The organism is Mycobacterium gastri (assembly GCF_002102175.1).
Taxonomy (GTDB): Bacteria; Actinomycetota; Actinomycetes; order Mycobacteriales; family Mycobacteriaceae; genus Mycobacterium; species Mycobacterium gastri.
The window spans coordinates 23,977-43,902 of the sequence record NZ_LQOX01000128.1 but is presented as its reverse complement, the minus strand read 5'-3'; the positions used below and the strand labels follow the sequence as shown (position 1 = coordinate 43,902).

The following is a 19,926-nucleotide window of genomic DNA, read 5'->3' as shown; positions in this document are numbered from 1 at the left end:
AGCAAAGGCATCGTCACCCGAGCGCGGATTCCCCCGCCCGCCGCAACAGCATTTCCGCGTGCCGCAGCACCGGCGAGTCGACCATCTGCCCCTCGAACGCGAACACCCCACGCTCGTTTCGCGAAGCGGCCAGCACTCGCCGGGCCCAGGCCAGCTTCTCGTCGCCGGGTCGATACGCCTTGCGCACCACCGGGACCTGGCTTGGGTGAATGCACACGGTCGCGTCGAAACCCACGGTGGCGGCGTCGATCGCCTCCTGCTGCAAGCCCTCGACGTCGCGGATATCCAGATGCACGGCATCCAGGGCCAGGCGGCCGAACGCCGACGCCGCGAGCAGGATCGTCGAGCGCACGTGGCGCGCCACGTCCCGGTAGGCGCCGTCCGCGCGCCGGCTGGAACTACCGCCCAGGCTGGCGATCAGGTCCTCGGCCCCCCACATCATTCCCACGGTGCCGTCGGCGGCGGCGATGTCGGCGGCAAATACCGCACCGCGCGCCGTCTCCACCAGCGCGATGACGTCGCGCGGTGCGAGTGCGGCCACCTGTGCGGCCGACTCGGCCTTGGGCAGCATCACCGTCGGGTACGCGGTGGCGGCCAACGCCTCTAAGTCACGGGCCTGCTCATCGGTACCGGCCGCGTTGATGCGCACCACGGTGCGTTCGGGGTCCAGCGGGTTGTCGCGCAGCGCTTGACGCGCAGCGCTCTTCTCCGCTTGGGCCACACCGTCTTCGAGATCGAGGATCACCACGTCGGCGGCAGCGGCGGCCTTGGTGAAGCGCTCCGGGCGGTCGGCCGGGCAGAACAGCCACCCCGGGCCGGAGGCGCGCAGGTTCATTGCGCCTCCTCGACCGGCCGTTTTTGGACCAGCGTGGTGCGCACCGCGCGCGCGACTATCTCGCCGTGCTGGTTACGGGCGGTGTGCTCCAGGGTGACAATGCCTTCGCCGGGACGGCTTTTGGACTCTCGCTTGCCGGTGCACACCGTCTCGGCGTAGAGGGTGTCACCGTGGAAGACCGGCTTGGGAAACGACACCTCCGAGAAGCCGAGGTTGGCCACGATGGTGCCCAGCGTCAATTGCGACACCGACAGCCCGACCAGTGCGGAGAGGGTGAACATCGAGTTCACCAGCCGCTCACCGCGAAATCCCGGCTGCTTCGCCGCCCAGGCGGCGTCGAGATGCAGCGACTGGGTGTTCATCGTCAGCGTGGTGAACACGACGTTGTCGGCCTCGGTGACGGTGCGTCCGGGCCGGTGCAGGTAGGTGGTGCCGATCTCGAATTCTTCGAACCACAAGCCTCTTTGAACGATCCTTGCGCCGACTGTGGATTCTGCGACGCGACTCGCCGATGCGGCGTCGCCAGGTTCACGCTCGCCGGCCGGTCCGGTCACGACAGCCCCAGTGATCGTGCGATCAGCATCAGCTGCACCTCGGTGGTGCCCTCACCGATTTCGAGGACTTTGCTGTCGCGGTAGTGACGCGCCACCGGGTACTCGTTCATGAAGCCGTAGCCGCCATGGATCTGGGTGGCGTCGCGCGCATTGTCCATTGCCGCTTCCGAGGAGACCATTTTGGCGATCGCCGCCTCCTTCTTGAAAGGCTTGCCGGCCAACATCTTTGCGGCGGCCTCGTAGTACGCCGTGCGGGCGACGTGGGCCCGTGCTTCCATCCGGGCAATCTTGAAGCTGATCGCCTGATAGGAACCGATCGGCTGGCCGAACGACTGACGCTCCTTGGCGTACTTGACGCTCTCGTCGACGCAGCCCTGCGCCGCCCCGGTCGCCAGCGCGGCAATTGCGATACGGCCCTCGTCGAGAATGGACAAGAAGTTGGCATAACCCGTTCCCTGGGCGCCCAGCAGGTTTTCGGCCGGCACGCGGGCATCGGTGAACGTCAGCGGGTGGGTGTCCGACGCATTCCAGCCGACCTTGTTGTAGACCGGCTCGACGGTGAATCCCGGTGTGCCGCTGGGCACGATGATCGTCGAGATCTCCTTCTTGCCGTCCGCCACGCTTCCGGTGACCGCCGTGACGGTGACCAGCGAGGTAATGTCGGTGCCCGAGTTGGTGATGAACTGCTTGCTGCCGTTGATGACCCACTCGTCCCCCTCGAGGCGAGCGGTAGTGCGGGTGCTGCCGGCGTCCGAACCCGCACCGGGCTCGGTCAGTCCGAAACCGGCCAGCGCACGGCCGGCGGTCAGATCCGGTAACCACTTGCGCTTCTGCTCTTCGGTGCCGAACCGGTAGATCGGCATCGCGCCCAGGCCCACCGCGGCCTCCAGAGTGATGGCCACCGACTGGTCGACCTTGCCGAGTTCTTCCAGCGCCAGCGCCAACGCGAAATAGTCGCCGCCCATGCCGCCGTAGTCCTCGGGGAACGGCAGGCCGAACAGTCCCATCTCGCCCATCTTCGCGACGACTTCGTACGGGAAGCTATGCTCCTCATCGTGTTTGGCCGATACCGGTGCGACCACAGTGCGCGCGAAGTCTGCCACCGTGTCGCGAAGGTCTTGATATTCCTTGGGCAGCGTTCCCGCGGTAATCATTGTCGTCATGATCCTTGATCCTTGATCCGGGCCAACACCTGGTCGACCTTCACCTGTTCCCCGACGGACACGAGCACCTCCAGCTGCCCCGAAACCGGTGCGGTAAGGCCATGTTCCATCTTCATCGCCTCGACCACCACCACCACGTCGCCTTCGGCAACCTCTGAGCCGGAAGCGGATCGCACCGCGATGACGTTGCCGGGCATGGGGCTGACGACTTCGGCTTGCCGCTCGCCCACCGCGCGATGAATCTTGTGTTCCTCGGCCTCGCGCAGGTGCCAGGTCCCGCGCTCGTCGGCGATCCAGAGGTGGCGGTCGGCCTCGGCCCAGTGATACTCGCGGCGCAGTCCGTCCAACGTCACGGTCATTCGCGCATCCGTGAGCTGAACGCTCGCCGGACGGACCTTGTCATCGCCGACCTGCACGCCCGCTCCGTCGGGCAGCCCCCACACCGATACCGTCTCGGTGCGCAGCGGGGTGCGCACCTCGGTGCGGACCGGCTCCACGCCCCATCCGACCCGCCATCCGGTCGGCTGTGCCCATAGATTGCTCGCAGCGCGACGGGCCAAAGCCCATTGACGATAGAGGCCACCCGCGGCGAACACGTCATCGGGCGCCGGCAGCGGTACGAACCACGCCAGCCGCTCGTCCAGCAGGGCGGTGTCCAGATCACCGGCCCGCACCCGTTCGTCGGCGAGCAGAAACCGCAGGAACTCCACGTTGGTCTGCACACCCAGGATGGCGGTCTGCGCCAGCGCGCGATCGAGCCGTTTCAACGCCTGCTCGCGGTCGGCCCCGTGCGCGATCACCTTGCTCAGCATCGGGTCGTAGTCGCTGCCGACCACCGTGCCCGCCAACAGCGACGAGTCCACGCGCACACCGGGGCCGGACGGTTCGGACACCTGCAGCACCCGTCCTCCGGTAGGTAAGAACCCCCGCGCGGGATCCTCGGCGTACACCCGGGCCTCGATCGCGTGTCCGCTGAGTTCGATGTCGTCCTGGGCGAACCCCAGCTTCTCGCCCGCAGCCACCCGGAGTTGCCACTCGACCAGATCCAGCCCGGTGACCGCCTCGGTGACCGGGTGTTCCACTTGCAGCCTGGTGTTCATCTCCATGAAGTAGAACTCGTCGGGACGCTCGGCGGAGACGATGAATTCCACCGTTCCCGCCCCGACGTAGTCGACGCTAAGGGCGGTGTTACAGGCGGCAGTGCCGATTCGCGCCCGCGTCTGAATGTCGAGCAGCGGCGACGGCGCTTCCTCGATGACCTTCTGGTGGCGCCGCTGCAGGCTGCATTCCCGTTCGCCCAGATGCACCACGTTGCCGTGGGTGTCGGCGAGCACCTGCACCTCGATATGCCTGGGCCGCAATACGAATCGCTCCAAGAACAGTGTGTCGTCACCGAACGACGACGCTGCCTCCCGTCGGGCGCTAACCAACGCTTCGCGCAACCGGGCCGGGTCTTCCACCAGACGCATGCCCTTGCCGCCGCCACCCGCGGACGGCTTGATCAGCACCGGATAGCCGACCTCGTCGGCCGCCGCAACCAGATCGTCGTCGCTCAGCCCCGGCTTCGCAACGCCGGGTACCACGGGCACGTCGAAGGCGGCGACCGCGTTCTTTGCGGTGATCTTGTCGCCCATCACCTCGATCGCCCGTGCCGGCGGCCCGAGGAAGACGACCCCGGCGCGCTCACAGGCCGCCGCGAAATCGGCGTTCTCGGCAAGGAACCCGTAACCGGGGTGGATCGCCTGCGATCCAGTGCGCGCGGCGGCATCGAGCACCTTGTCGATGTCCAGGTAGCTCTCGCGCGCCGCGGCGGGCCCCAGCAGTACCGCCTGGTCGGCTTCCAGCACATGCCGCGCTCCGGCGTCGGGGTCGCTGTAGACGGCCACCGAGCGGATGCCCAGCCGGCGCAGGGTCCGGATCACCCGCACCGCAATCTCGCCGCGGTTGGCCACTAACACGGTGTCAAACATCACTCACATCCGGAAGACGCCGTAGGAGACCGGTTCCAGCGGTGCGTGGGCACACACCGAAAGGGCAAGCCCAACAACCGTTCTGGTGTCAGCCGGGTCGATGATGCCGTCGTCCCACAGGCGGGCGGTCGAATAGTAGGGGTTGCCTTGGCGCTCGTACTGCTCACGGATCGGCGCCTTGAACGCCTCTTCATCGTCAGTAGACCAGGCAGTGCCCGCCGCGGACAGCTGCTCGCCGCGCACGGTAGCCAGCACCGAGGCCGCCTGCTCGCCGCCCATCACCGAGATCCGCGCGTTCGGCCACATCCACAAGAAGCGCGGCGAGTACGCCCGCCCGCACATCGAATAGTTGCCGGCGCCATAGGATCCGCCGATCACCACGGTCAGCTTCGGCACCCGGGCACAGGCCACGGCGGTGACCATTTTGGCGCCGTGCTTGGCAATGCCACCGGCCTCGTAGTCACGGCCGACCATGAACCCGGCGATGTTCTGCAGGAACAGCAGCGGGATCTTGCGCTTGTCGCACAACTCGATGAAATGTGCTCCTTTGAGCGCGGATTCGCTGAACAAGACGCCGTTGTTGGCGACGATGCCGACTGGGTGTCCGTGGATGCGGGCGAAGGCGGTGACCAGCGTCTTGCCGTAAAGCGCCTTGAACTCGGTGAATTCGCCACCGTCGACCAGTCGCAGGAGGACCTCGTGCACGTCGTAGGGCACCCTCGGGTCGGGGGGTACCACGTCGTAGAGTTCGGCCTGCGGATATTTGGGGTCCACCGCACGCGCCACATCCCACTGAGCCGGATCACGCGGCGCGAAGGTGGCCGCGATGGAGCGCACCATCCGCAACGCATGCTCGTCGTCGTCGGCGAGATGGTCGGTGACACCCGATATTCGCGAGTGCAAGGCGCCGCCGCCGAGCTCCTCGGCCGTGACGATCTCGCCGGTGGCGGCTTTGACCAGTGGCGGACCGCCCAGAAAGATGGTGCCCTGGTCACGGACGATGACGGCCTCGTCGCTCATCGCCGGCACATAGGCGCCACCGGCCGTGCAGGAGCCCAGCACTGCCGCCACTTGCGGAATTCCCTTGGCGCTCATGGTCGCCTGGTTGTAGAAGATCCGCCCGAAATGCTCGCGGTCGGGAAACACCTCGTCCTGGCGTGGCAGGAAAGCGCCGCCGGAGTCAACCAGGTAAATGCACGGCAGTCGATTCTGCAGCGCGATCTCCTGGGCGCGCAGGTGCTTCTTGACCGTGATCGGATAGTAGGTGCCGCCCTTGACCGTCGCGTCGTTGGCGACGATCACGCACTCGCGCCCGGATACCCGGCCGATTCCGGTGATGATCCCCGCGCCCGGCGACTCGTCGTCGTACATCCCGTTGGCGGCCAAGGGAGCCAACTCCAGGAACGGGCTGCCCGGATCGAGCAACCGATCCACCCGTTCCCGGGGCAGCAGCTTGCCACGGCTGACGTGACGCTCTCGGGCGCGTTCGTTGCCGCCCAATGCAGCTGCGGCGAGCCTGGTGTTCAATTCGGCCACCAGCCGGCGGTGCTCGTCGGCGAAGGATGGCGCGGCGAGTGCGGTCACGGGGTCACCAGATCCCGCAATATGAGCCGTGGTTCGGTTCTCGCTACGACCTCGTCGACCGTCACGTCGGGCGCGGTCTCGATCAAATGCAGGCCGTCGTCGCAGACATCGATGACCGCGAACTCCGTGACGATGCGGTCCACGCAGCCCACACCGGTCAACGGCAACGTACACTGCTCGACGATCTTGGGACTGCCGTCTTTGGCCGCATGCTCCATCATCACGATCACCTTGCGGGCGCCGTGCACCAGGTCCATCGCGCCGCCCATGCCCTTGACCATCTTGCCCGGGATCATCCAGTTGGCTAGGTCGCCGGTGACCGAAACCTGCATGGCGCCAAGCACCGCGACGTCGAGATGGCCGCCGCGGATGATGCCGAACGATGTCGACGAGCCGAAGAACGCCGCGCCCGGCAGCGTGGTCACCGTCTCCTTGCCGGCGTTGATCAGGTCGGCATCGAGGTCCTCGGGCTTGGGATATGGCCCGACGCCCAGGATCCCGTTCTCGGAGTGCAGGACAACGGTCACGCCCTGGGGAATGTGGTTGGGAATCAAGGTAGGCATTCCGATGCCGAGGTTGACGTACTGGCCGTCCCGGAATTCGGCGGCGACCCGTGCGGCCATCCCGTCTCTGCTCCAGGTCATTTGGCGTCACTCTCCCCCGCAAGCGGGAAGTGTCCGCACTGCATCGCTGCGTCCCCCGCAAGCGGGCGGTGCCCCCACTGCATCGTCGTCGGCGAAGTCATCTAGCGCACCGTCTCCTTCTCGATCCGCTTGGCGGGATTGGGCACGTGTACCACCCGCTGCACGAACACACCAGGGGTGTGCACCATCGCCGGGTCGATCTCACCCGGTTCGACGAGGTGTTCCACCTCGGCAATCGTGATCCTCCCCGCGGGCGCGCACTCGGGGTTGAAGTTGGCGGCGGCGTAGCGGTACACCAGGTTGCCGTGCCGGTCCCCTTTCCAGGCATGCACCAGTGCGAAGTCGGTGCGGATTCCCCGCTCCAAAACGTATGTGACGCCGTCGAACTCACGAGTCTCCTTGGGAGGAGAGACCGCCGCAACCGCCCCCGACGCGTCGTAGCGCCACGGCAGCCCGCCGTCGGCGATCTGGGTGCCCACGCCGGCCGGCGTGTAGAAGGCCGGGATCCCCATTCCGCCGGCACGCAGCCGCTCGGCGAGCGTGCCCTGCGGGGTGAGTTCCACCTCGAGTTCGCCGGCCAGGAATTGACGAGCGAACTCCCTGTTCTCCCCCACATACGACGAGATAGTCCGACGAATCCTCTTGTGTTCCAACAATACTCCCAGCCCGACCCCGTCGATTCCGCAGTTGTTCGACACCGTTTCCAGGTCAGTTACACCGCTGTCCACCAGCGCCGAGATCAACGCATCCGGGATGCCGCACAGCCCGAACCCGCCGACCGCCAGGGAGGACCCGTCGGTTATGTCCGCTACCGCTTCGGCGGCGGTAGCCACCACCTTGTCCATTGCCCGCAGAGTCTCCTCGCTGTCCGGCCGGCTGGCTTCTTCAGTTAATCTTCATTAACCGAGGCATGACAATACCATCGCCCGCGCGGCGGGTAAAGGGACGGTAACCAGCATCCGGTTCCTCACCCCCGACCTTGCAGGTAGTCGATTGCCTGTTGACGCAATTCGACTTTGCGGATCTTGCCGGTGACGGTCATGGGGAACTCGTCGACGATCCGCAGATACCGCGGAATCTTGAACCTGGCGATTCGGCCGGCACAGAATTCGTGGAGCCGCGCGACGGTCAACTGCGGCGCGCCGTCCCGCAGCTTGACCACCGCCATCAGCTCTTCGCCCACGCGTTCGTCGGGCACGCCGATGACGTGGGCATCGACGACGTCGGGGTGGGTGTGCAGGAACTCCTCGATCTCGCGGGGCGAAATGTTCTCACCGCCGCGGATGACGATGTCCTTGATCCGGCCGGTGATCTGCACGTACCCGCATGGGTCCATGGCGGCCAGGTCTCCGGTATGCATCCAGCCGTCGGCGTCGATCACTTCTGCGGTCCGTTCGGGGTCATTCCAATAACCGGCCATCACCGAATAACCGCGGGTGCAAAACTCACCGGGGAGGCCACGGGGCACAATCTCACCGGTTACCGGGTCCACCACCTGGATCTCCAAATGCGGCCCCACCCGGCCGACCGTGCTTACCCGCCGCTCCGGGGAATCATCGGTACGGGTCTGGGTGGACACCGGAGAGGTTTCCGTCATGCCATAGCAGATCGAGATCGCGGGCATGTGCATCTGTTCCATTACCGTTCGCATCACCTCGACCGGGCATGTCGAGCCGGCCATGATCCCGGTTCGCAGGCTGGTGAGGTCGTAGCCGGCGAAGTCGGGCAGTCCGAGTTCGGCGATGAACATGGTCGGCACGCCATAGAGGCTGGTGCACCGTTCGGCCTCGACGGCCCGCAGGGTGGCGGCGGCGTCGAACCCGGGTGCCGGGATCACCACGGCGGCACCATGGCTGGTGGCCGCCAGATTGCCCAGCACCATTCCGAAGCAGTGATAAAACGGCGCTGGCACACAGATCCGATCGTCGGCGGTGTAGTCGAGTAGCTCGCCCACGAAATAACCGTTGTTGAGGATGTTGCGGTGGCTCAGCGTGACGCCTTTCGGATAACCCGTTGTGCCAGAGGTGTATTGGATGTTGACGGGGTCGCTGCCGGTCAGTGTCGCCGCGATCTGCTGCAGCACAGCCAAGTCGGCCTGTGCACCGGCCAGCTCGTCCCAGCGATCGCTGTCCATGAACACCGATTCCCGCAGATCCGGGCAATCAGGTGCCACTTCGGCCAATATCGTCCGGTAATCCGCATCCTTGAAGCCCGGCGCGGCGATGATCATGGAGACCCCGGATTGCCTTAGCGCATAACGCAACTCGCTGGAACGGTAGGCCGGGTTCACGGTCACCAGGATGGCGCCGATCTCTGCGGTCGCGTACTGAACCAGTACCCACTCCCACCGATTCGGGGCCCAAATTCCTACTCGGTCACCCACCCTGATGCCCGCGCGCACCAGTCCCGTTGCCAATCTCCGCACGTCGCGCACGAATTCGGCGTAACTCCAGCGCCGCCCGGCATGCACGTCGACCAGTGCGTCCCGCTGTCCGTACCGGGAGGCAGTCGCGGCGAGATTGCCGCCGATGGTGGTCTCCAGCAGGGCGGGCGCGTTGGGACCGCGCTCATAAGAAAGGGCGCTGTGGTCTGCAGCCGTGTTGGCCGCCACGGTTCCTCCGCCTGCCGCTTACCGCGCACGGGTTAACATCGACTAACTCGTGCTACGTTAGTGGCGATTAACCGAAGTGTCCAGGACGAGTTTTCCACGGAGGCCGTCATGACAGCGTCCGCTCCGGACGGCCGGCCCGCTCAACCTGAATCCCCGAGTCGTCGCAGTCAGTTGAAGTCGGACCGGCGTCTGCAGCTGTTGTCGGCTGCTGAACGGCTATTCGCCGAACGCGGTTTTCTCGCAGTGCGATTGGAGGACATTGGCGCTGCGGCGGGCATCAGCGGTCCCGCGATCTATCGGCACTTCCCCAACAAAGAGTCGCTGCTCGTCGAGTTGCTGGTGGGCATCAGTTCCCGGCTCCTCGCCGGCGCCCGCGATGTGACGGCCCGGGGTCCGGATCCGGTCGCCGCGTTGGATGGGCTCATTGATTTTCACCTCGACTTTGCGCTGGGTGAACCGGACCTCATCCGAATCCAGGACCGTGACCTTGCACATCTGCCGCCAGCCGCCGAGCGACAGGTGCGCAAAGCGCAGCGTCAGTACGTGGAGGTCTGGGTGGGGGTGCTGCGCCGGCGTGATCCCGACCTGGCCGAAGCAGATGCGCGGCTGATGGCGCACGCCGTGTTCGGACTGCTGAACTCCACCCCGCACAGCATGAAGTCGGCCGATACCAGATCGACGCGGGTACAGCGTTCCCGCACCATCATGCGTGCCATGACCGTGGCGGCGCTGCGGGTCACCGACTGCTAGCTGGCTGAGCCCGCCGGGAAGGCCTGAATCACATACTTGGCGAAAAGCCGCATCTGTTCCAGCATTTCGCTCACGGTGTTGGCGACGAACAAGGTGGCATAGAAGCCGTCCAGCCCGGCGCGCTCGAACGCAGCTACCTTGGCGCACACCTGATCCGGCGTGCCGATGAGATTGTCGGCCACGTACTTATCCAGGCTCACGCCTTTCATCATGGTGTCCCGCGGGGAGGTCCGGAACAGCTCGAACGTCGACCGCTCCAGGCGCTCACGAGCTTTCTCAGCCGTCGAAGCCAGGCATACCACCGTCTGCAATCCGACCATCACCTCGGCGGGATCACGGCCCGTGGCTCGGGCGAATTTCGCGACTTCGTCTCGGCCAGAGACAATTTCGTCCGCGCCAAGCTTGGCCGGCAGCCAACCCTGAATTGCTCCCCCGCCCGGCGAATGGCGCCCTTGGCATTGCCGCCGGAAAAGATCGGCAACGGCGACTGCACCGGCTTAGATACGACTCGACATCGCAGAATCGGCGGTACCGGCCCGCGTAGGTCGACCGACGCTGCCCAAACAGAATGCGCAACGCCTCGATGCCCACGGCCATCAGCCGGGTGCGCGACGCGTCGGCCAAATCCGGTGCTACCGCTTCGAATTCGTCTCGGTACCCGCCGGCTGCTACCGCCAATGTGACGCGCCCGCCGCTTATCTGATCCAGTGTGGCGACCTGGTTGGCCAGCAGCACCGGCTCACGCATCGGCCAGACGAGGATCCCGGTAGCCAGCCGCACCACCGATGTCTTGGCCGCGATCGTCACCAGCATCATCAGCGGCTCAAAGTAGTCCGGTGGGACCGATCAGGCCCGTTGGGTGCTCAGATGGTCATTGCCGGCGACTTGGTGAAAGCCGAGTGCCTCGGCCTCGACGGCGATCCGAATCACCTTGTCGGCCGTGGCGAACGGGACCGGATAGGCCATCCCGGACAGACACGTCGGTAGTCGATGCCGAATTGCACGCCGTTCGCCCCCGTTCCTGTCACCGCCGCGCGAAAATGGCGACACACATGCGAAGCGTTTTTCAGCAATTGTTGAAGAATGCGACACTCGGTTCGCACCCAGACACCAACGGTTGCTGAAGAATGTGGCGCTGGCTGCGTGAGCGGACGCGAGTAGGGCTGCGGCCGGCACATCCGTGCCGCAGCAGCGGTGCGGCGGCACGGCCGCCCAACTCTTAGGTACCCTTCAAACCATGAGGTGGGCATGAACGATCCACGCCGACCCCAGCGGTATGGTCCCCCGCAACCGGGACCTGCACCGACGTGGCCGCCGGGTCCGGTAAATCCGCCGCCCGTCGACCCGGCCTACGCCGGCCAGGCTCCGTACGCCCCCACGTACAGCGGCCACATTCCCCAGTGGGCGCCCGGCGCGCAGGAACCCGATCCCACCCAACAACTGCCGCCGCAGTACTGGCAACAAGACCAGCCGCATCCGGGCGAGATGCTGTACGAGGGCCCGCCACCGCCGCACGGTCCGAGCACGCCGCGATGGTTGTGGGTCGCTGCCGGCGCGGCCGTCCTGCTTGTTGTCGGGTTGGTCATCGCGCTGGTGATCGCGAACATGTCGGTCAAGAACCAGACGGCTGTCGAGCCCCTGCCGCCGATGCCCACCCCGAGCTCCACACTCAAGCCGCCGACGACACGAACACCGACATCAACACCCAGCATCGTGCCGGCGCCCACAACGACGGGAGGCTCCGGCACGCCTACCGAGACGCCCACCCCTGGCGCGATGCAGACCGTCGTCTACAACGTCACCGGCGAGGGCCGCGCGATCAGCGTGACCTATACCGATACCGGTGACGTCATACAGACCGAGTTCAACGTCGCGCTGCCGTGGAGCAAAGAGGTGAGCCTGCCCAAGTCGTCGCTTCACCCCGCCAGCGTCACCATTATCAACATCGGCCACAACGTGACCTGCTCGGTAACGGTGGCCGGGGTTCAGGTACGCCAGCGCACCGGGGTGGGCCTCACCATCTGCGACGCCTCCGGCTAACTCGACTCGGTTACCGCTTCGGTGGCTATGACGACCCTGCGGCGTGGAACGCGCACGGCCAGCATGGCCAGCAGGCCCACCAGCAACACCAGACAGATGCCGCCCAACCCGGCGCGGACCGCGCCGAACACGTCAACGAATACCGAAAACAACCACGGTCCCAGGAACGCCACCGCCCGGCCCGTCATCGTGTACAGCCCGAAAGCAACCCCCTCCTTGCCATGCTGAGCCATGCGCAACAACAACGCGCGCGCCGACGACTGCGACGGTCCGATGAAAAGACACAGCAGCAGTCCGCATACCCAGAAGGCCACCGCGCCGGACAGCGCCATCAAAGTCAGGGCCGCAGCCAGGATCGCTGCCAGCGACGCGACGATGACCGGCTTGGAGCCGAGCCGGTGGTCAACCAATCCGCCCAGCACCGCGCCGACCGCAGCCACCACACTTCCGGCTACCCCGAACACCAGTACGTCGGCCTGCGTAAGGCCGTACACGTTGACACCCAGTACCGCGCCGAAAGCAAACATGGCCGCCAGCCCGTCGCGGAAGATCGCGCTGGCCACAAGGAAGTAGACCAGATTGCGGTCGCGGCGCCATTCAGCGGTGATGTCCGCCCACAGCTTTCGATAGGCACCCAGCATGCGCGTATTCGGGCGAGGCATTGCAACGGAATCGGGCAGTCGATGCGCGACGAACACCAGTGGCAGAGCCAGTAAAGCCAGCCACGCCGCCGCTAGCAGCATCGCCGCCCGGACGTTGAATCCGTCGTGGGCGGGCAGGTGCAGCAATCCACGAACGTCACCGCTGCCGGCCATGAAACCCCCATAGACCAGCAACAGCAGCAGGACACTCCCGACATAACCCGCGGCCCACCCGAAGCCGGAAATCCGGCCGGCCGTCTGCGGTGTCGAGAGCTGGCGCAGCATCGCGTTGTACGGAACGCTGGCCAGGTCGCTGCATGCGGCCGTCGCCGCCAACAACGCCAGCCCAGGCCATAGGTAACCGGGGCTATCGCGGATCAGGAACATCGCAGCGGTCAGCCCCGCCGCCAGACCCGTCAGCACGCCCAGCGCCACCCGCCGCCGATGCGGCGACTCGACCCACACGCCCACGACCGGAGCCAGCAGGGCGATGGTCACCCCGGCGGTGGCCCCGGCCCGACCCAGCCAACTCGCCGGCGAGCTACCACCGGGCATGCCCTCCCCCACGGTGCTGGTCAGATACACCGAGAACACGAAGGTGGTCACGATCGCGTTCAGCCCGGTAGAACCACAGTCCCACAGCGCCCAGGCCACTACCCGAGATCGCACATACGTGCCCAAACCCCGGTTGGTCATGTCCGGCACTCTATTTGATTCGTGTTGGCAGCGACCCGCTGCGCACGACTGCGTCGCGCTTGCGATCGCCGCCGATTTGATTCGTGTTGGCAGCGACCCGCTGCGCCCGACTGCGTCGCGTGCTGCTTGTCTACGATTGGCGCATGCCGATACCCGCTCCGAGTCCCGACGCCCGCGCCGTTGTCACCGGAGCTTCGCAGAATATCGGCGAGGCGCTGGCCACCGAGTTGGCCGCACGCGGACACAGTCTGATCGTCACCGCACGCCGCGAGGCCTTGCTGACCGAACTCGCAGCCCGCCTGACCGACAAGTATCGCGTCGCTGTCGAGGTACGGCCGGCCGATCTCGCCGATCCGGAAGAGCGGACGAAGCTGTGCGACGAACTAGCGGCACGCCACATCTCGATCCTGTGCGCCAATGCGGGTACGGGGACGTTCGGTCCGCTCGCGTCGCTCGACCCGGCGGGCGAAAAAGCTCAAGTACAGCTGAATGCCGTTGCGGTGCACGACCTCACCTTGGCGGTGCTGCCCGGCATGATCGAGCGCAAGGCCGGCGGCATTTTGATTTCCGGCTCGGCAGCAGGAAATTCGCCCATCCCGTACAACGCGACCTATGCCGCCACCAAAGCCTTCGCGAACACCTTCAGCGAATCGTTGCGCGGCGAACTACGCGGGTCCGGTGTGCATGTCACGCTGCTGGCACCAGGACCAGTGCGTACCGATTTACCCGATGAGGCCGAGGCGTCGCTGGTCGAAAGGCTGGTGCCGGAGTTTTTGTGGATCTCGACGGAGCACACCGCCCGGCTATCGCTGGATGCCTTGGAGCGCAACAAGATGCGCGTGGTTCCCGGCCTGACGTCGAAGGCCATGTCGGTGGCAAGTCAGTATGCGCCGCGTGCCATCGTCGCGCCGATCGTCGGCAGCTTCTACAAGAAGCTCGGGGGGGGCTAGTCGTTACTTGCGGCCGCGCCGCCCCGTACCGAAGATGCTGCGGGTAATTTCGCGCACCCCGGTGTTGATGGCGCTCTTCACGGTCGGGTTCTTCAGAATCTCTTCCCACATGCCGGGCCCCCTGGATTCAACCGGCGCAGGCATGGGCGGCACCTGGATATCGTCGGGCCACGGCAGCGGATCGTACTTTCCCCGCGGCGGCTGTTCCGGTGGCGCATCCGGTACCGGCGCATACTTGGCGTCCAGCATCTCGTGGGCGGACACCCGGTCTATGGTCTGGCCATATACGGCCTGCAGCGGGCTTGCCTGGGCCGCCGCGGCAACGGCGTCGGTGCCGATCGTGCCCATCAGCGACCGGGGAACCCGCATGCGGGTCCAGGCCACCGGGGTCGGCGCGCCCTTCTCGGAGAGCACGGTCACGACGGCCTCACCGATGCCCAGCGACGTCAGCGTCGATTCCAGGTCGTAGACATCGGTTTTCGGATACGTGCGAACAGTCTTGCTGAGCGCCTTTTGGTCGTCGGGTGTGAACGCCCGTAACGCATGCTGGATCCGCGCCCCGAGTTGGGACAGCACCGTGTTGGGCAGATCCGTCGGCAACTGGGTGCAGAAGAACACCCCGACACCCTTGGAACGAATGAGCTTGACCGTCTGCTCGACCTGCTCCAGGAAAGCCTTGGAGGCGTCGGTGAACAGCAAGTGCGCCTCGTCGAAAAAGAAGACCAGCTTGGGCTTGTCCAGATCCCCCACCTCGGGCAGATAGCTGAACAGGTCGGCCAGCACCCACATCAAGAAAGTGGAGAACAGCACGGGGCGCAATGACTGACCGCTGAACTCCAGCAGCGAGATGATGCCGCGGCCCTGGCTGTCGACGCGTATCAGGTCGTCAGGTCTCAGTTCCGGCTCGCCGAAGAAGGTGTCAGCACCTTCGGCTTCGAGGTTGACCAACGCCCGCAAGATGACGCCGGCAGTCGTCGGCGAAACGGCGCCAAGGGCTTTCAGCTCCGCCTTACCCTCGTCGCTGGTCAGATGGCTGATCACGGTACGCAGATCTTTCAAGTCCAACAACGGAAGTCCCCGCTGGTCGGCCCAGTGGAAAATCAGCCCCAGTGTTGATTCCTGGGTAGCGTTGAGCCCCAACACCTTTGACAACAGAATAGGTCCGAAGCTGGAGATGGTCGCACGCACCGGGACACCGACTCCACTGGTGCCCAGCGACAGAAACTCCACCGGGAAGGCCGTGGGCGTCCAATTGTCGCCGGTATCTTTTGCCCGTGCGGCCGCCTTGTCGTTAGCCTCACCCGCCCGGGATAGGCCGGACAGGTCTCCCTTCACGTCGGCCATGAGCACCGCCACGCCCGCGGCGCTGAGCTGCTCGGCGATGAGCTGCAGCGTCTTGGTTTTGCCGGTTCCGGTGGCACCGGCTACCAAACCGTGCCGGTTGATGGTGGCCAGTGGAATGCGAATTTGCGCAGTAGGGTCGGCGTCGCCGTCGACGACGACGGTACCCAATTCGAGCGCCTGGCCTGCCACGGCGTAACCGGCCGCGATCCGCTGCGCGGGTCCGCCGTGCCCGCCGGCTGCCGCTTCGGTGCTCATCGTGCCACCTCTTCCCGGTCGTTACCCGTACCGCTCAGCAAAGCAATCACACTACTTGTCCGGGTGTGGCGGTTACGACCGCGGCAATGGGCCTACTCTTGAGCGCTGTGCGTGACGAACTGGTGTGGATCGACTGCGAGATGACCGGGCTGAATATAGCTTCGGACAAGTTGATCGAGATCGCCGTGCTGGTCACCGACGCCGACCTGAACATTCTCGGCGACGGCGTGGACGTGGTGATCCACGCCGACGACGACGCGCTGTCGTCGATGATCGACGTGGTTGCCGAGATGCACACGCGCTCGGGACTGATCGAGGAAGTCAAGGCGTCCACCGTCGACCTGGCGACGGCCGAAACGATGGTGCTCGACTACATCAACGAACACGTCAAGCAACCCAAGACGGCGCCGCTGGCGGGGAACTCCATCGCCACCGACCGGTCCTTCATCGCCCGCGACATGCCCGCGTTGGACGCGTTTCTGCACTACCGGATGATCGACGTCAGCTCGATCAAGGAGCTCTGCCGGCGCTGGTACCCGCGCATCTACTTCGGCCAGCCGCCCAAAGGCCTGGCGCACCGGGCGCTGGCCGACATTCACGAATCCATCCGCGAACTGCGCTACTACCGCCGTACCGCGTTCGTCCCTCCGCCGGGGCCGCCTACCAGCGAAATCGCCGCGGTGGTCGCCGATCTCCAAGACGGAGCCGACGCACCGGGGATAATCGATTCGGTCGAGGAGCCTCCGACCGGCTAATATCGACGTCGCCGCTCGTTAGCCCTCCGGGAGGACCGGCAGGCGGCCATGGTGAGTGTAGTTCAGTTGGTAGAGCACCAGGTTGTGATCCTGGGTGTCGCGGGTTCGAGTCCCGTCACTCACCCCACAGGTCAGAGGTGGCTGTGCGATGCTGGCCAGCAACCACCCGGCAACTGCACCCGGCCGGCACCATGACGGCCACCTGTCGACGCCGGCGGTTTCCGCGCCCCGACGCGTTATATCCGGGTTGCGGTGAAGTAGGTGAACGATTCGGACATCAGTGCCTGCTCGGCCGCCTCATCGACCGGCAACCTCAGCCCATTCTCGACAAACAAGTCGGCCACCTTGGTCGAAGCCGTCGTCCAGCCGCGGCTTTGCAGGTAGGCGGCGGCATCGTTGCGTTCGCCCACGTATCCCAGCTCGGTCAAGTCGATATCGAAACCGTGCTGGCGCCAACGATCGACGGCCGCCCTGGTGCGGGTGTGCATCATTGCATGCAGCTCCCCGGAAGGCCCCAGGGTCTCCCCGACAAACCGGCTACCGACTGCGCTCAGAGCGGTCACGCTGTCCAACAGTCGATCCTGGGCATCGGTTGGAAGGAAGGGGAGAAAACCCTCGGCGCTCCACGCCGCCGGTCGGCTCGTGTCGAAACCTGTGTCACGCAGTTTGCCCGGCCAGTCGTGGCGAAGGTCGATGCCCACCGCGCGGTGCTCAGCGGTCGTAGCGGCACCCAGTGCTGCCAGGGCTTTCGTCTTGAATTCGACGACCTGCGGTTGATCGATCTCATACACCGTTGTTCCGCCCGGCCACGGTAACCGGTAGGCGCGCGTGTCCAATCCGGAGGCCAGAATCACCACATGCGATCAACGAGGCCATCGAACGCGACGCTACGTCGCTACTCCTGATTCGCTCCATCGTCGCGGCCACACCGACCGCGCCGGCGTTTCTGGATCCCGAGACCCTTCCCACTGAACTACGCACGCTGCTCGAGCAGGTTCAGGCCCGGATCGGGCGGGAGGTGTGGCTGATCGACGTCACCACCGACCTCGAAGTGCTGAGCACGTTGGCGTATTCGCCTGGCCCGCGCGGCCGATACCTGCGCGGGTACGGCGCGTCGCTATCGCGGCGCTACAGCGTCTATCGAGCTTTGACGGAGCTGCTCGAGGTTCAGCTCACCGACCGCAAGGTGGCCGAGCGCTTGGAATGCATCGAGCTGCTAAAGGACCAACCGGTGCTGCAGGCCTGCGCCGAGGTCGACCTGCGGCCACTGGCCGCTTCGGCCCGGCTGGTGCCATACGTCGAGACCGCGGCACCCTCATCACCCGCTGAGCACTTGAGCCAGCTGCTGTCGCAACTTGCCAACCGGGGATTCACGGTCTACCTCAACGAAGCGCACCGCCTGTCCAACGGAATTACCGCCGTACACGTGCACATCCCGGGATTGGAGCGCTTTCACATGATCGTGGACGGTCCGGCCGCCGTCGTGCCGGGACGCCGGGGAATCGCCGCCGTCGATGTGACCGCCCCCGCCTGTCCGGTGTGACGATCGGGCCCACCGTCCAGGCTCAGGCCTTGGCGTTACCGGCGCGCCACTGATCCCAGGGAATGTTCCAGTCCCCGAGGCCATCCGTGCCGGACAGCGTGCCTCCCACGGTGTTGACGACTTCGACGATGTCACCACTCTTGATGTGGTCGTAGAACCACTGGGCATTGCTCGGGCTCACGTTCAGGCACCCGTGGCTGGTGTTGGTGTGGCCTTGAGCGCCCACCGACCACGGCGCGGAATGCACGAAGACGCCGCTGTAGGAAATCTGGGTGGCCCAGTCGACATCGGTGCGATATCCGTTGGGCGAGTTCACCGGAACGCCATAGGTCGACGAGTCCATGATGATGTGCTTGAACCGCGCGCCCACGATGTAGACGCCGTTGGCGGTCGGCGTGCTGTCCTTACCCATCGAGGTCGGCATGGTCTTGACGACCTCACCGTTGACCCGAATCGTCAGTACCTTGGTGTTGTCGTCTGCGGTCGCGACGACCTCATCGCCAATCGTGAAGTGCGTCCTGACGTTGTCCTCGCCGAACATTCCCTCACCGAGATCCACACCATAGGTGTTGACCGCCACGTCGACGACGGTGCCGGGCTTCCAGAAATATTCTGGGCGCCAACGCACCTCGCGGTTGTTCAGCCAGTAGAAGGCGCCTTCGACGGGCGGGTTGGTGGTGATCTTGATGGCCTTCTCCGCAGCGACCCGGTCGGCGATGTTCTCGTCGAACCGAATCGCCACCGGCTCGCCGATCCCCACGACCTCGCCGTCGCCCGGATTCACATAGGGCATCGTCAGGTGGGCCGGCGAGCTGGTTTGGAATGTCATCTGGCGAGTCGCCGCGCCGCCCAGGCCGAGCGCCTTCGCGCTGAGCGTGTAGCGCCGGTTGTAGCCGAGTTGGTCGGTGGTCGACCAGTGCAGTCCATCAGGGCTGAGCTGGCCGCTGATCGACTTGCCGTTTTCGTTCACCATGGTGACCGCCGCCAGCACACCGTCGGCAACGCCGACGGTGACGGGCGCATCCACGGTGACTCCGACGGCTCCGTCGGTCACCGACGCGGTCAGCTTGGGCACCAGCAGGTCGGCGAACGGTGTGCCCTTGTTGACGATGACTTTGACCGGCGCGGTCGCACTGCCGCTGCTGCATGCCACGGCGAGAACAGCGACCGGGACCATGATCGCAGCCAGCCACGATCGACTTCTGCGCAAAGGCGTCATCAAGTGACCTTCCAGATACTCTCGCTTACTTCGGTCACCGCTGACCCTGGATTGTTCCCTGTATTGTAGTGTCTGACGGCGGACGCGACAGAATTTGTCGGCTTGTCGCCGTCGTTGAGTGTCGCACCTCACCCCGTCCTGATCTGGAGATTTCCCACTGCGCCACGATGCCTGTTATTGTCGCGTACGCGGTCTCTGGCCGTCCACGGCGCCGTTAGCTCAGTTGGTAGAGCAGCTGACTCTTAATCAGCGGGTCCGGGGTTCGAAACCCTGACGGCGCACATCTCCCCGCCTCGCCTGGCCGCCGGGTTGACCGGGCACCTCGGGGCGGCGCTGTGATAGATACCGGCGCAACGCGGGAAGATCACCCGC

18 protein-coding genes, 2 tRNA genes and 1 pseudogene are annotated in these 19,926 nt (G+C 65.5%); 7 read left to right on the top strand and 14 right to left on the bottom strand.

The window, feature by feature from the left end; all coding sequences use genetic code 11:
- Window positions 1–13: 13 nt before the first annotated feature.
- The 8 genes from AWC07_RS19695 to AWC07_RS19660 all read right to left on the bottom strand — a co-directional run bounded on the left by AWC07_RS19695 (window position 14) and on the right by AWC07_RS19660 (window position 9,361).
- On the bottom strand, window positions 14–835 hold the full coding sequence (locus AWC07_RS19695; RefSeq protein WP_036418331.1) for an HpcH/HpaI aldolase/citrate lyase family protein: 822 nt from the start codon (window positions 833–835) through the stop codon (window positions 14–16).
- Window positions 832–1,389, bottom strand: a complete 558-nt coding sequence (locus tag AWC07_RS19690; protein ID WP_139829795.1) for a MaoC family dehydratase — start codon at window positions 1,387–1,389, stop codon at window positions 832–834. The genes AWC07_RS19695 and AWC07_RS19690 overlap by 4 nt, the downstream gene beginning before the upstream one ends.
- On the bottom strand, window positions 1,386–2,552 hold the full coding sequence (locus AWC07_RS19685) for an acyl-CoA dehydrogenase family protein (protein ID WP_036418333.1): 1,167 nt from the start codon (window positions 2,550–2,552) through the stop codon (window positions 1,386–1,388). Before AWC07_RS19685 ends, AWC07_RS19690 begins: the two co-directional genes overlap by 4 nt.
- Window positions 2,549–4,522, bottom strand: a complete 1,974-nt coding sequence (locus AWC07_RS19680) for an acetyl/propionyl/methylcrotonyl-CoA carboxylase subunit alpha (protein ID WP_036418358.1) — start codon at window positions 4,520–4,522, stop codon at window positions 2,549–2,551. Before AWC07_RS19680 ends, AWC07_RS19685 begins: the two co-directional genes overlap by 4 nt.
- Before the next feature lie 3 nt (window positions 4,523–4,525).
- Window positions 4,526–6,106, bottom strand: a complete 1,581-nt coding sequence (locus AWC07_RS19675) for a carboxyl transferase domain-containing protein (protein WP_036418336.1) — start codon at window positions 6,104–6,106, stop codon at window positions 4,526–4,528.
- Entirely contained in the window at window positions 6,103–6,750 is a 648-nt protein-coding gene (locus tag AWC07_RS19670) for a CoA transferase subunit B (RefSeq protein ID WP_036418339.1), read from the bottom strand. Before AWC07_RS19670 ends, AWC07_RS19675 begins: the two co-directional genes overlap by 4 nt.
- Before the next feature lie 101 nt (window positions 6,751–6,851).
- Complete coding sequence (locus tag AWC07_RS19665) at window positions 6,852–7,595, bottom strand: CoA transferase subunit A (protein WP_036417360.1); 744 nt, start codon at window positions 7,593–7,595, stop codon at window positions 6,852–6,854.
- 122 nt (window positions 7,596–7,717) lie between these two features.
- Entirely contained in the window at window positions 7,718–9,361 is a 1,644-nt protein-coding gene (locus tag AWC07_RS19660) for an AMP-binding protein (protein ID WP_036417363.1), read from the bottom strand.
- A 108-nt stretch (window positions 9,362–9,469) separates the two neighbouring features.
- Here AWC07_RS19660 and AWC07_RS19655 point away from each other — a divergent pair, with 108 nt between their 5' ends.
- Window positions 9,470–10,111 carry an SACE_7040 family transcriptional regulator gene (locus tag AWC07_RS19655; protein WP_036417372.1) on the top strand — a complete coding sequence of 214 codons (642 nt, stop codon included), beginning with the start codon at window positions 9,470–9,472 and terminating at the stop codon, window positions 10,109–10,111.
- Here the strand turns inward: AWC07_RS19655 and AWC07_RS29400 are convergent.
- Both AWC07_RS29400 and AWC07_RS29875 read right to left on the bottom strand, forming a co-directional pair.
- Entirely contained in the window at window positions 10,108–10,524 is a 417-nt protein-coding gene (locus tag AWC07_RS29400) for an LLM class flavin-dependent oxidoreductase (RefSeq protein ID WP_279628911.1), read from the bottom strand. The two genes, AWC07_RS19655 and AWC07_RS29400, sit on opposite strands and share 4 nt — an antisense overlap.
- Window positions 10,445–10,924, bottom strand: coding sequence for an LLM class flavin-dependent oxidoreductase (locus AWC07_RS29875; protein ID WP_425271264.1), 480 nt, complete (start codon window positions 10,922–10,924; stop codon window positions 10,445–10,447). The genes AWC07_RS29400 and AWC07_RS29875 overlap by 80 nt, the downstream gene beginning before the upstream one ends.
- A 435-nt stretch (window positions 10,925–11,359) precedes the next feature.
- Between AWC07_RS29875 and AWC07_RS19640 the strand changes: the two genes are divergently transcribed.
- Complete coding sequence (locus tag AWC07_RS19640) at window positions 11,360–12,151, top strand: MmpS family transport accessory protein (protein WP_036417369.1); 792 nt, start codon at window positions 11,360–11,362, stop codon at window positions 12,149–12,151.
- On the opposite strand, the gene AWC07_RS19635 is transcribed toward AWC07_RS19640, so the two are convergent.
- Complete coding sequence (locus AWC07_RS19635; RefSeq protein ID WP_036416102.1) at window positions 12,148–13,488, bottom strand: MFS transporter; 1,341 nt, start codon at window positions 13,486–13,488, stop codon at window positions 12,148–12,150. The two genes, AWC07_RS19640 and AWC07_RS19635, sit on opposite strands and share 4 nt — an antisense overlap.
- A 143-nt stretch (window positions 13,489–13,631) precedes the next feature.
- Between AWC07_RS19635 and cmrA the strand changes: the two genes are divergently transcribed.
- On the top strand, window positions 13,632–14,438 hold the full coding sequence (gene cmrA, locus AWC07_RS19630) for a mycolate reductase (RefSeq protein WP_036416117.1): 807 nt from the start codon (window positions 13,632–13,634) through the stop codon (window positions 14,436–14,438).
- Window positions 14,439–14,441: 3 nt separating this feature from the next.
- On the opposite strand, the gene AWC07_RS19625 is transcribed toward cmrA, so the two are convergent.
- A complete protein-coding gene (locus AWC07_RS19625; RefSeq protein ID WP_036416103.1) occupies window positions 14,442–16,037 on the bottom strand; it encodes a helicase HerA-like domain-containing protein in 1,596 nt (531 codons plus the stop codon).
- A 107-nt stretch (window positions 16,038–16,144) separates the two neighbouring features.
- Between AWC07_RS19625 and orn the strand changes: the two genes are divergently transcribed.
- Both orn and AWC07_RS19615 read left to right on the top strand, forming a co-directional pair.
- Window positions 16,145–16,792, top strand: a complete 648-nt coding sequence (gene orn / locus AWC07_RS19620; RefSeq protein ID WP_036416104.1) for an oligoribonuclease — start codon at window positions 16,145–16,147, stop codon at window positions 16,790–16,792.
- A 51-nt stretch (window positions 16,793–16,843) separates the two neighbouring features.
- A tRNA-His gene (locus AWC07_RS19615) sits at window positions 16,844–16,919 on the top strand.
- A gap of 109 nt (window positions 16,920–17,028) precedes the next feature.
- Here the strand turns inward: AWC07_RS19615 and AWC07_RS19610 are convergent.
- Window positions 17,029–17,649, bottom strand: a pseudogene (locus tag AWC07_RS19610) (SAM-dependent methyltransferase); the annotation flags it as partial.
- Between AWC07_RS19610 and AWC07_RS19605 the strand changes: the two are divergent.
- The gene (locus AWC07_RS19605) at window positions 17,586–18,335 is read left to right on the top strand and encodes a YcaO-like family protein (protein WP_051508113.1); all 750 of its coding nucleotides are present in this window, start codon (window positions 17,586–17,588) and stop codon (window positions 18,333–18,335) included. The pseudogene AWC07_RS19610 and the gene AWC07_RS19605 sit on opposite strands and share 64 nt — an antisense overlap.
- A gap of 22 nt (window positions 18,336–18,357) precedes the next feature.
- Here AWC07_RS19605 and AWC07_RS19600 read toward each other — a convergent pair whose 3' ends face one another.
- On the bottom strand, window positions 18,358–19,554 hold the full coding sequence (locus AWC07_RS19600) for a L,D-transpeptidase (protein ID WP_036416106.1): 1,197 nt from the start codon (window positions 19,552–19,554) through the stop codon (window positions 18,358–18,360).
- A 208-nt stretch (window positions 19,555–19,762) separates the two neighbouring features.
- Between AWC07_RS19600 and AWC07_RS19595 the strand changes: the two genes are divergently transcribed.
- Window positions 19,763–19,835: transfer RNA gene (locus AWC07_RS19595), tRNA-Lys, on the top strand.
- The last annotated feature ends 91 nt before the right edge of the window (window positions 19,836–19,926 follow it).

What these genes read in the sequence shown, in the direction of transcription:
- AWC07_RS19695 (WP_036418331.1), bottom strand. Translation starts at nt 835, where the DNA reads ATGAACCTGCGCGCCTCCGGCCCGGGGTGGCTGTTCTGCCCGGCCGAC.
- AWC07_RS19685 (WP_036418333.1), bottom strand. Translation starts at nt 2,552, where the DNA reads ATGACGACAATGATTACCGCGGGAACGCTGCCCAAGGAATATCAAGAC.
- AWC07_RS19680 (WP_036418358.1), bottom strand. Translation starts at nt 4,522, where the DNA reads ATGTTTGACACCGTGTTAGTGGCCAACCGCGGCGAGATTGCGGTGCGG.
- AWC07_RS19670 (WP_036418339.1), bottom strand. Translation starts at nt 6,750, where the DNA reads ATGACCTGGAGCAGAGACGGGATGGCCGCACGGGTCGCCGCCGAATTC.
- AWC07_RS19665 (WP_036417360.1), bottom strand. Translation starts at nt 7,595, where the DNA reads ATGGACAAGGTGGTGGCTACCGCCGCCGAAGCGGTAGCGGACATAACC.
- AWC07_RS19655 (WP_036417372.1), top strand. Translation starts at nt 9,470, where the DNA reads ATGACAGCGTCCGCTCCGGACGGCCGGCCCGCTCAACCTGAATCCCCG.
- AWC07_RS29875 (WP_425271264.1), bottom strand. Translation starts at nt 10,924, where the DNA reads ATGCTGGTGACGATCGCGGCCAAGACATCGGTGGTGCGGCTGGCTACC.
- AWC07_RS19640 (WP_036417369.1), top strand. Translation starts at nt 11,360, where the DNA reads ATGAACGATCCACGCCGACCCCAGCGGTATGGTCCCCCGCAACCGGGA.
- AWC07_RS19635 (WP_036416102.1), bottom strand. Translation starts at nt 13,488, where the DNA reads ATGACCAACCGGGGTTTGGGCACGTATGTGCGATCTCGGGTAGTGGCC.
- cmrA (WP_036416117.1), top strand. Translation starts at nt 13,632, where the DNA reads ATGCCGATACCCGCTCCGAGTCCCGACGCCCGCGCCGTTGTCACCGGA.
- AWC07_RS19625 (WP_036416103.1), bottom strand. Translation starts at nt 16,037, where the DNA reads ATGAGCACCGAAGCGGCAGCCGGCGGGCACGGCGGACCCGCGCAGCGG.
- AWC07_RS19600 (WP_036416106.1), bottom strand. Translation starts at nt 19,554, where the DNA reads ATGACGCCTTTGCGCAGAAGTCGATCGTGGCTGGCTGCGATCATGGTC.